At 57.3% G+C, this 10003-nt stretch carries 8 protein-coding genes and 1 pseudogene; 2 read left to right on the top strand and 7 right to left on the bottom strand.

The features are described 5' to 3' along the window. Nucleotides 1-107 precede the first annotated feature (107 nt). From QD408_RS13085 to QD408_RS13065, 5 genes and pseudogenes are all read right to left on the bottom strand, one after another. Nucleotides 108-1046, bottom strand: coding sequence for a LysR family transcriptional regulator (locus tag QD408_RS13085; RefSeq protein WP_414139576.1), 939 nt, complete (start codon nucleotides 1044-1046; stop codon nucleotides 108-110). 504 nt (nucleotides 1047-1550) lie between these two features. Then, nucleotides 1551-2210: pseudogene (locus QD408_RS13080) on the bottom strand (ISNCY family transposase); the annotation flags it as partial. Nucleotides 2211-2374: 164 nt separating this feature from the next. Beyond that, entirely contained in the window at nucleotides 2375-3115 is a 741-nt protein-coding gene (locus QD408_RS13075; protein WP_414139575.1) for an alpha/beta fold hydrolase, read from the bottom strand. A gap of 152 nt (nucleotides 3116-3267) precedes the next feature. Then, complete coding sequence (locus QD408_RS13070) at nucleotides 3268-4020, bottom strand: SDR family oxidoreductase (protein WP_414139574.1); 753 nt, start codon at nucleotides 4018-4020, stop codon at nucleotides 3268-3270. A 673-nt stretch (nucleotides 4021-4693) separates the two neighbouring features. Beyond that, on the bottom strand, nucleotides 4694-5587 hold the full coding sequence (locus QD408_RS13065; RefSeq protein ID WP_414139573.1) for an AraC family transcriptional regulator N-terminal domain-containing protein: 894 nt from the start codon (nucleotides 5585-5587) through the stop codon (nucleotides 4694-4696). Nucleotides 5588-5761: 174 nt separating this feature from the next. On the opposite strand from QD408_RS13065, the gene QD408_RS13060 reads away from it, so the two are divergent. Both QD408_RS13060 and QD408_RS13055 read left to right on the top strand, forming a co-directional pair. Further along, nucleotides 5762-6520 carry an SDR family NAD(P)-dependent oxidoreductase gene (locus tag QD408_RS13060; RefSeq protein WP_414139572.1) on the top strand — a complete coding sequence of 253 codons (759 nt, stop codon included), beginning with the start codon at nucleotides 5762-5764 and terminating at the stop codon, nucleotides 6518-6520. 31 nt (nucleotides 6521-6551) lie between these two features. Next, nucleotides 6552-7226, top strand: coding sequence for a glutathione S-transferase family protein (locus tag QD408_RS13055; protein WP_414139571.1), 675 nt, complete (start codon nucleotides 6552-6554; stop codon nucleotides 7224-7226). A 254-nt stretch (nucleotides 7227-7480) separates the two neighbouring features. Here the strand turns inward: QD408_RS13055 and QD408_RS13050 are convergent, their stop codons facing one another. After that, on the bottom strand, nucleotides 7481-8599 hold the full coding sequence (locus QD408_RS13050) for a C45 family autoproteolytic acyltransferase/hydolase (protein WP_414139570.1): 1119 nt from the start codon (nucleotides 8597-8599) through the stop codon (nucleotides 7481-7483). A gap of 9 nt (nucleotides 8600-8608) precedes the next feature. Continuing rightward, nucleotides 8609-9916 carry an MFS transporter gene (locus QD408_RS13045; RefSeq protein WP_414139569.1) on the bottom strand — a complete coding sequence of 436 codons (1308 nt, stop codon included), beginning with the start codon at nucleotides 9914-9916 and terminating at the stop codon, nucleotides 8609-8611. Between the last annotated feature and the right edge of the window lie 87 nt (nucleotides 9917-10003).

The following is a 10003-nucleotide window of genomic DNA, read 5'->3' as shown; positions in this document are numbered from 1 at the left end:
GCACTTTCGACGCTTCGCCACCCGCTACGAGCGTCGAACCATTCATTTCACTGGATTCATCCAACTCGCCGCTATCATGATATGGCTACAATGAATGTCGATCGGCCCTAGCTCCGGCCATTCCTCCGTTTCGTCTTTTTCTCGGGAGATTTGAGTGAACTGACGCTGTTCATCTCCTGGCGAAGAAGCGATCGGAAATGCTCTGCATAGACGGAAAGGGGTAGATCCTTGCGGTAGGCAATGAAGGTATGAAAGATGCTGTCGGCGTCGATCTCGATGCTTTTCAATCCGCGAACGACGCCATGCGCCACGGTGAATTCATCGATGATCGCGATCCCCAGCCCGGCCGCGACGAGACTGCAGACCGTCGTGCCGAAGCGAGCCTTGATATTCATCTGGTAGTCGACATGATTGTCCGTGAACATCGCCGCCATGACGGCCCCGTACGGGTCCTTGGGATTGATGCCGATGAGTGGGTATTCGGACATCTCCTGCGGCGTGATCTTGTCTTTGATCGCGAGTGGGCTCGTCTCCGGGACGATACATAGGAGCCGGCCGCTCGCCAGCGGTTCGAATTCGATCAGCGGATGGTCGAAGCGCGAGGAGATCGCGACCAGTTCGCCGCGGCCGAGAAGCAGGTAATCGATAGCCTCTTCGATCTTGAGTATGTTGAGGTCGAGCCCGAGATCCGGAAAACGTTGCCGCAATCTCGCGACGGTCCTCGGGACCATGACATTGGCGATGCTCGGCACGGAGGCGATGCAAAGCTCCTGGCTCTGGCCTCGGCCCAGTCCCGCGACGGCCGATTGCAGATCGTCGATCTTCCGGTGCACCACGTCAAGCAGATCGAAAATGTTGCGCGCCTGCGAGGTGGGAACAAAACGGCCGGCTCTGCGGTCGAAAAGCCGGATCCCAAGCGAATCTTCCGTGTATTTCATCAGGCGGCTGAGGCCGGGCGCAGACACGTTGAGAAGCTTGGCGGCGCCAGCGATGCTGCCGGTGACCATGATGGCTCGTATGACCTCAATTTGTCGTAGTGTAAGCATTGATGCCGAGTCCGCATTAGCCGATATGTTTCGCCACACATTGTAGCGCCGACTGCACAGGTGCAAATGTGCATAAGATTCGCAATGGACTACAATGGCCGGCGAATTTACTGCAAAGAAAATTACACTTAAATCGTCTGCTTATTCGTCGTCGGTTTGCGACTTCTATTGTAAATGCAACAAGGGCTTAAAGGCTGCGACAGGGCAGGGAGATCAGCCCCCGATCCGACCGGCTGGGCTGGGTTGTAAGGGAGAAACGGGGGCGGGTGATGACGCTCCCCTTTGGCTTTAGCTTTCTCAGTAGCAATTGTTTCGTCGCCGGTTGATATTCATTCGCACCTGCACGAGGCCGGGTAGGGATCAAAGCCGCACGATGCTTCCGCAAATCAAGTTGCAGGGTGACGTCGACGTCGCCGCGCTGTCACTACTTGTTCGTGGCATGCTTCTTTTCGATTGCCTGTGTTGATGGTGAGGGTGGCATAGGATTGACGGCGACCGGCGCCATGACGCATGCGTGGAGCGGAAAACGCCGTGCTTGTCGCTGTAGAAAGCCAGCGGCTTGCCCCATTGCTGCAGATAGGCCTTCGTCGCATGCAGATAGTCGAATGTATTCTCCGATCCGGCAAAGTGCAGGTGCAACAGCTTGCCGGTGGCATCATCGATATAAACGAGCAGGGCGCATTTGGGGCCGCGGTTCTCGAACCACCAGTGATGCGAGCCATCGATCTGGACGAGCTCGCCGAGACAATCCCGCCGGCCGCGCGGCTGGAAAACCCGCTTCTTACGTTCGCGCCGCGAGATCCAGATGCCGGCCTCGGTCATCCATTGGCGCAGCGTTTCCTTGGCGACCGAAATCTGATGCAGTTCGATCAGCTTCTCGCGCGCCAGCGTCGGCCCGAAATCCAGATAACGTTCGCGGATCAGATCCAGCGCCGCATTGCGAAAATCCTCACTGTGACGCCGATTGCTCGGTCGGGATCGCTTCTTCGAAACCAGGCCGGCTTCACCGAAACGGTCATAGGCCTGCAGCAGCCGATGAACTTGACTTCGACTGAGTTCCAGCAACTCGGCCGCCTGGATGATGCTCAGGCGCCGGTCGCGGATCTTCTGAATGACTTCGAGGCGATGCAATTCTTTCTGCGACATGGTGATCAAACAGGACATGACGACTCCGACCGCTCATGGTCTCGACCAGGCTGGAGGTCGTCATCCTTGCTCCTGACGTTGGCATTGACCAGAACGGCGAGAGGCGAGACTGTCGCATCTCTAACTGGCCCAACTGTCGCATTACTAAATAGCCGCTACATATTTTTATCGCATAATAGTATTTATGGAACTTTATGATGTGCATGATGGCGGGTCTCATTGGAAATTGCCCGCCGATCTACTGCTGCAATAATGACGTCCGCGACGGCCTGTGGATGAGAGAGGTGCGGCACATGGCTCGCCTCTATCTCGACCACCGTCGCGTTGGAGCGTGCGTACATGAAGCGCGCGAGGTCCGGATTAAGGATCCGGTCCCTCGTTGCGATGATGCCGAAGCTCGGCCTATCGCGCCATGCGACCTTATCAACCGGAGCACCGAAGACGGCCATAGCCGTCGGGCGCTGCGACACAGCAAGAAAATCGGCATCTTCAATCGGCAGGTCATCTGCCATGTCGGCTGCATAATGCGCTGGGTCGAGGATGACCGTGCCATCGCCGAGATCCAGCATATGGTTTTCGGAAGGGGTTCGAGCGGCAAGACTGGCAAGGCTCTCGCCTTCGTCCGGCTGCAGGGCAGCCACGTAGACGAGCGCGCTGACCTTCGGATCGGTGCCCGCTACCGAAGCGACGACCCCTCCATAGGAATGCGCGACCAGAACGACGCTCCCCGTCTGTCGACCGATGGCAAGACGCGCGGCCGCGACGTCTGCAGCGAGGCTTGTCAGCGGAAGCTGCACGACAGCGACGTCGAGGTCCCTCTCTTTCAGGATGTCGTGCACGGGGCCCCAGGAAGATCCATCCATGGTAGCGCCGTGGATCAGGACAACGCTGGTGGCTTTGTTTTGCGGATGAGCGGCCGTCATGCAATTCACCTTGGCACAAATGCGCCTATCGAATGTGTCACTGGATTATCCTGTCAAAACGCGCTTGAAAGGTGCTTGACGCCGCGGATTTCTCTCCTGAGATTGATCCATCGGCGCCAAGCCCCCCACCCTTCGCGGGTAGCCGTGCTTGATCAGATGTTCAGGGTTCGCCCACCGTCGACCACGATCTCCGAGCCGATGGTCCACGCGGATTCATCCGACGCCAAATAAACGACAGCCTTGGCGACTTCTGCCGGGCTGCCGAAGCGGCCAAGAGGAATCCCCGCGACGATGTCCTTGTCCACCTGCTCGCGATAAGCGTCCGGAATTCCAAGCTTATCATAAAGCGGCGTTGCGACCGGGCCTGGGCTGACGGCGTTCACACGAACTCCACGGGGGAAGAGTTCGGCGGAAAGCGTCTTCGAGAGGTTGAGGAAGGCTGCCTTGGTCGCCCCATAGACCGTCGAGTTGGCGACGCCGACATGGGCGTTGACCGAGGTGTTGAGCACGACAGATGCCGGATTTGCAAAGACAGGCAGGAGAGCCTGCACCAGAAAGTAGGGACCTTTCACGTTGATCGCGAAGGAGCGATCAAACGCCTCTTCGGTCCAGGTCTCGATCGGCTGCCAGACCGAAACGCCAGCATTGAGGAACGCGACGTCTAGCTGGCCATAATGCTCCTTTACCGTATTGGCGAGCGCCTGCTGTGCCTCGACGCTCGCGCTGTCGGCTTTGAGAACAAGAACTTCGGAGCCGAACGCGGATTTCGCCTTTTCGATGGAGTCCGGGTTGTTGCCGGTGACGATGACGCGTGCGCCCTCATTGAGGAATTGTTTGGCGGTTTCGAAACCAATGCCCGAGGTGCCGCCGGTGATCAGGGTACGTTTTCCACTAAGGCGTGTCATGACTATATCCGTTTATTTGAGATATCCTATCGACGGACAGAGCCGGTGCTCTTCGCGACCAAGCTGCGTGTCGATCGCCCTCTAGATAAACGACCGGGGGATTGGAATCCCGCCCAATACGCTCAACGTCTTGCCTAATCGTCTCAAGTGATCCGATCCGGAAGGCCGCCGAGATCTTCACGCCAATCGTTGTCGCCAAAAGCGCTGCTGATGAGGCTCACAGTTTATGGCAATACTTTCGACGCTGCCGAAAGGCCCGGCCGACGTCATAGAGACGTCCCTTACCGACGATGGGATGGAGATGATCGTTTCCTCTGAGAGATGGTCCGTGGCCAGATGCCTGCTCATGCAAGCATCGTGCATTGAACGACCGCCGCATTATGTGACAATTTCGGGAAACGCCACATTGTCACAACGAGGTCCGCCCTTGAACCGAGCCCGAATAATCGTTGTTTGATGCCAAACAACTCAAGCCAATCTCAATTTTTCGAGGCTGTGGTAATGCTCGGGAAATACGAAATCCTGGCAGTTTTCCACCTACACCAGAACGGCAGCTTATCCTTTGGGCAGAGAGATTATTCCTTATAGCTTACTCCATCCGGAGGGTGCCCCCGAGTAGCCGTACCGAACTGAAATCACCATACGTTAGTCGGGTCAGCTTGAGACCTCCGCGCTACGCCAAGCCGCCTATCGATTGCCTGATCTGACGCACGTCGCGCACAGGTGGCGCTCCAAACTGCCTTAGATATTCGCGGCTGAACTGTGAGGCACTCTCATAGCCAACTGCGAAAGCGACGTCGGAGGCGCTATGGTCCCCTGCGAGCAGTAGCTGCCGCGCTTCCTGCAGACGGAGTTGCTTCTGGTACTGGACCGGGCTGAGGCCGGTCAAAGCCACGAAATGTCGGTGAAGGCTGGCACGGCTCATACCACTGGCATCACATAGGGCTTCGATCCGCAGCCGCGTGTTGTGATGATCCCGGATCCATTCAACCGCACGCCGAATTCGGCCAAGAGCGCCTTCTGGTCGTGCGATATGGCGCAGCAAACGTCCTTGCGGCCCCTGCAGAAGGCGATAGAGCAATTCGCGCTCTGCCATGGGCGCCAGAACCGGAATGTCGCTTGGGGTGTCAAGCAGGGTAAGCAGACGCAGAAGCGTGTCGCGTAGCGCCGGCGTCATCGGATTGATCGCAATCCCACTTCCCGGCGCATCGGCTTCCCGCACCGGCGGCATTTCAGCCGCGACTTGAGCAAGCAGAGCAGGATCTAAGACCAGCGAGACAGATACATACGGTCGGCCGTTATCGGCATCGTAAATTTGGCCACTCAGAGGTAGATCCAGCGCGCTGACAAGATACTGCTCGGAGTCGTAGCGCATGAGGTTATCATGGATCGCCACATCTTTCGATCCCTGAAGGATAAAGCAAATCATTGAGCGGTACAAACACGGCGACGTGCCGGACGTTGCTTGTCCCACGCCAATTTCCAACCGTGGTATCGGCGTCACGGTTACACCAGAACGGGCGTGACGCAGGGCAAGACTGAGATGGGGCTGGAGATGATCGGTCATGACAAGTTTATGGCATCGTTTTGCGAGAAAGAAAAGAGCTTGAGATAATCAGGCAAGACATTGAGAGCATTGGGCGAGCGGACGATGCTTGAGTGGGCTATCTCACTGCTGTCGGAGCGAAGTCGCGACAACGCACCCAGTTCCCAGCCGGACCAGCCAGTGAAAGGGCATCCTATGACCAACCAAGTCGCACTCATCACCGGTGCCAGCCGGGGCCTCGGGCGTAGCATTGCAGTGCATCTCGCCAAGCATGGCGTTGGCATCATCGGCACCTATCTCAGTGCCTCGAAAGAGGCGGATGCACTGACCCGGGAGATAGAGGCGCTCGGCGGAAAGGTGGAGATGATCGCGCTCGACGTCCGCGACACCGCGACTTTCCCAACGTTCGCCGCGACAGTCGCCGAGAAACTGAAGACCAAGTTCGGCGCCGAACGCTTCGACTTCCTGGTCAACAATGCCGGCCACGGCATTCATGCTCCCTTGTCTGATGTGACAGAGGAGCAGTTCGATTCGTTAATCGACGCGCATCTTCGTGGCCCGGTCTTCCTGACACAGAAGTTGCTGCCTCTGATAGCGGACGGCGGTCGCATTCTTAACGTCTCCTCGGCTTTGGTGCGAGTTACGATAGCGGGCTATGGAATATACGCGGCTACAAAGGCGGCGATGCAGACGATTACTAAATTCATGGCGGTCGAGTTGGGCGCGCGTCAGATCAGGGTCAACGCGATTGCGCCAGGCGCTATCGCGACAGACTTCGGCGGCGGCGTAGTTCGCGACGACGAGAACGTGAACGCTTATGTTGCGGGCACCATAGCGCTCGGCCGCGTCGGTCAACCCGACGACGTCGGCGGCGCGGTCGCGGCCATCCTGTCGGACGGCATGGGCTGGGCAAACGGCACTACCTTCGACATCTCGGGCGGCCAGGCGATCTGACCCCCTTCCCTGCTTATCTATGAGAGCTGTTATGCCTGACTTTCCTCTGACACTTATCAGCCACCCGCTCTGCCCCTTTGTCCAGCGTGCGGCTATCGTTCTTCTCGAAAAGAAGGTTCTGTTTGACCGCATCAATGTCGACCTATCCGCCAAACCAGCCTGGTTCCTGGCGCTCTCGCCGACCGGCAAGGTCCCGCTCCTCAAGGTGCGCCAGGCCGACGGGGGAGATGCGATCCTCTTCGAAAGCATGGTGATCTGCGAGTATCTCGAGGAAACTCAGGGCGGTCCGGCGATGTATCCGCAGGATCCGCTTGCCCGCGCCCGGCATCGTGCGTGGATCGAGTTCGCTTCGCAGACCATGACTGACGGCTGGCAGTTTCTTCACGCCGTCGACGTCGCGACCGCTGACGCCAGGCGTTCCGCATTCCGGGACAAGCTCCGCAAGTTGGAAGCGGAACTACGGGCGGGACCTTATTTCGGGGGTAACGACTTCGGCATGGTTGATGCAGTGTACGCCCCACTCTTCCGCTATTTCGGGATTATCGACCCGGCTGCGGCGGAAGCGGTGTTCCAAGGACTGCCTCGCGTTTCCGCCTGGCGGGCCGAACTGGCCGCGCGGCCTAGCGTCAAGGATGCCGTGGTTCCAGATTATGCCAATCGCTTCCGCGACCATCTGCGGCAGAATGGGGCAATCATCGCCTGCTGATACGACCTGCCGAGAGAACCATCAAGAACTCTGGCCACATCATCTGGCCACATCAACTGCTTTAGGCTCCGAAACGTAGCGCCGCGCAGGTCAGCCGCGAATATCTCCGCCAATCAGTTTCCACGCCTTTCCGCCGACATTAGCCTGTGTCGGCAATGATGACGTTGATCGGGGCCGAACCTTTTGCGCGAGGCTTCCGAACGCTTGATGTTTCCCACAGCCTGGCATCCTCCAAGATCAATCCGCCTCAGGCGCTAGGCTCTGAGCTCGAGCCACTCCCGCCGCCGCTGCTCGACCGGACTGCCGTCGAGAACATTTGCAGTCTGCCGCAACGGATCGAGAACGATAGTCGTCAAAGTGCGCCAGCGTTTTCCCAGTTCGGCGTCAATTGCTGGAAGGCAGCAAAGATGTGCCTGATCTGGGTCCGAATAGAGGAATTCGAGCAGTTGGTTGTGTGTGTGCGGCCTACCATAAGTCTCAAGTCGCGTTGACACCAACGCATATCTGTTGTGCGTATCGGGCCGGTAAAGCGGCTTTTCGTTCAATGCTTCGCTCTCGGTGAGAAAGTGATTAGTATGCAAAAGATAGCCGTTGTTAGGTGCAACCTCAAAGACCCCCACAGGTGACAACTCCACTGAAACGACGCGATCCTTGTCCATCAAGGTCAGTGCTGTTGAACTATTGACCGGCGCAGTTCGCAGAAGATTTATCGCTTCCTGGACAGAGCCTGCTTCCTCCAAAACTGTCGCGGCGAGAATATGGATCGGAATTCCGCCAATTGCGTCGCCCTCATGCGCAAGGATGTTCAGGAACAAGGCAAGACCGTTGCTGTTCACTCCGATCTTTCCCAGAATACCATGTTCGGTGATACCGACGAAATCGTAGAAACCACCCTTGACGGACTGAGTGTGCCAGTAGTCGTTCAGTTCCTCGTTCCAGTCCCACGTCTGGACGCCGAAGGTCTGCGCAATTTGCTCCCCTTTCACTCCGGTCGGTACATAGGCAAGCGTCGTGCATTCGCCCGGAAAGCCATTGGTGGCCATCCCAAGGAGTTCTGTGCGAGCATTAAGTGCTGCAATCTTCCACAGATCAACACCGGCGCCCTGGGCGACACCATCGAGTTCTTCCGCACTCCTTGATCGCCATTTCGCAAGGTCGTCGATGACACGCAATCCGCTATCACGGATTATCTCCCGCGTTAGGCCTGCATTGCGGAAAAAGGCATCGTAAGCTTCCAACCCACCCAGTAGTTCTGAGCCGAGCTGTTCGGCGCGCTGTCGTCCTCGCTCGAAAGGAGAGGGCAGGTTGAGAACGAGATGAGGCCGATCTTCCCTACGCTGATAGCGCAGAACCGGTTTCGAAAGGGGATTCATAGTTTCAGACTACCTTTTCTGATTCCGATGTACGATTCGCGCGAGCAGGAACACGCCGACGCCCGTAGCTGCCAGGTTAACAATGTAGAACGCGGCGATTCCCCACTGGCTCCCGCCGGTCCCGGCGAGAATTGCCTGAGCGATCAGCGGCGTAGAGCCGCCGATCAGCGTTGAGCACAGCTGATAGGCCAACGAGACGCCCGTGTAGCGGTAGCGCACTGGAAATGCGGCGGCGAGGAAGCTCGCCAGCATTGCGTAATAGGTGCAGACGCCAACCATCATCAGCGATTGCGCAATCCCAATCACTACGAGATCGGCGGACATAACCGCAAGAAAATAAGGAATGGCGATGACAGCTGCGAAAGCAAGACCAGCGATCATTACCTTTGCATTGCCGATCTTGTCAGCTGCGTGCGCGGCGACAGGCTGCCAGAGAAACTGCACCACATAGGTTATTAGCAGGATATCCAGCATTGATTGTCGGTTGATCCCGAGCGAATTCGTCGTCCACGAGAGCATGAATGTATTTAGAAAGTATGCGACGGAAATGCCGGAAATCGATGCCATCACCGCGAAGGCGAGTACAGCTGGTGCTTTAGCGAAGACTTCCGAGATCGGGCTCCCGGCTGCCTCTCCCATGTCCTTCATTTCCCGAAATTCATCGGATTCCTCGACCTTCATGCGAATGACTAAGCCGATAATGACAAGCAGGAAGGAGACGAGAAACGGGATGCGCCATCCCCAGTTGACGAAGTCGTCATCCGCCAATCGGCCTACAAGCACGAAGGCGAGAGCAGACAATATCGCACCGACGGGATTGCCCTGTTGCACCCATGCACCTGCGCGGTTCTTCTTATGATCATCGGCGTGTTCTGTCGCCATGACGACTGCGCCCGCCCATTCGCCGCCCACGGCGAAACCTTGGAGCGCACGCAGAACGACGAGGATGACCGGTGCGGCTATTCCAATCTGCGCATAGTTCGGAACAAGGCCGATAAAGGTGCTCGCAAGTCCCATAAGCACCAAGGTGCCTATAAGAACGTTCTTACGTCCGTACTTATCACCGAGGTGACCGCAGATCGCGCCGCCGAGCGGACGCGTCAGGAAGCCGACCCACAGGATCGCGAACGAGATGAGCCGCCCGGCATCCGGGTTCATTGTCGGAAAAAAAACTTTGTTGAAGGCAAGCGCGGCTGCCGTACCAAAAATAAAGAAGTCATACCATTCCATCGCCGTGCCGATGAAGGCCGCAAACGTCGCACGTCTTTGCTTTTCCGCTGCCGCCAGGACCGCAGCATTGGATGTGACTGTACTCATTCCATGTTCCCCGCCTTAAAGCGTTGTTTAGTGGTTTTTCCACTGCACGTATGAGTGACATGCGGTCGTCATAATTTAAATTGACAA

The organism is Rhizobium sp. BR 249, from assembly GCF_047445895.1.
Lineage (GTDB): Bacteria > Pseudomonadota > Alphaproteobacteria > Rhizobiales > Rhizobiaceae > Rhizobium.
This window is presented reverse-complemented; position numbering and strand designations above follow the sequence as displayed.

Bases quoted from the DNA above. Each gene is read 5' to 3' on its own strand.
- QD408_RS13085 (WP_414139576.1), bottom strand. From the start codon at position 1,046: ATGCTTACACTACGACAAATTGAGGTCATACGAGCCATCATGGTCACC.
- QD408_RS13075 (WP_414139575.1), bottom strand. From the start codon at position 3,115: ATGACGGCCGCTCATCCGCAAAACAAAGCCACCAGCGTTGTCCTGATC.
- QD408_RS13070 (WP_414139574.1), bottom strand. From the start codon at position 4,020: ATGACACGCCTTAGTGGAAAACGTACCCTGATCACCGGCGGCACCTCG.
- QD408_RS13065 (WP_414139573.1), bottom strand. From the start codon at position 5,587: ATGACCGATCATCTCCAGCCCCATCTCAGTCTTGCCCTGCGTCACGCC.
- QD408_RS13060 (WP_414139572.1), top strand. From the start codon at position 5,762: ATGACCAACCAAGTCGCACTCATCACCGGTGCCAGCCGGGGCCTCGGG.
- QD408_RS13055 (WP_414139571.1), top strand. From the start codon at position 6,552: ATGCCTGACTTTCCTCTGACACTTATCAGCCACCCGCTCTGCCCCTTT.
- QD408_RS13050 (WP_414139570.1), bottom strand. From the start codon at position 8,599: ATGAATCCCCTTTCGAAACCGGTTCTGCGCTATCAGCGTAGGGAAGAT.
- QD408_RS13045 (WP_414139569.1), bottom strand. From the start codon at position 9,916: ATGAGTACAGTCACATCCAATGCTGCGGTCCTGGCGGCAGCGGAAAAG.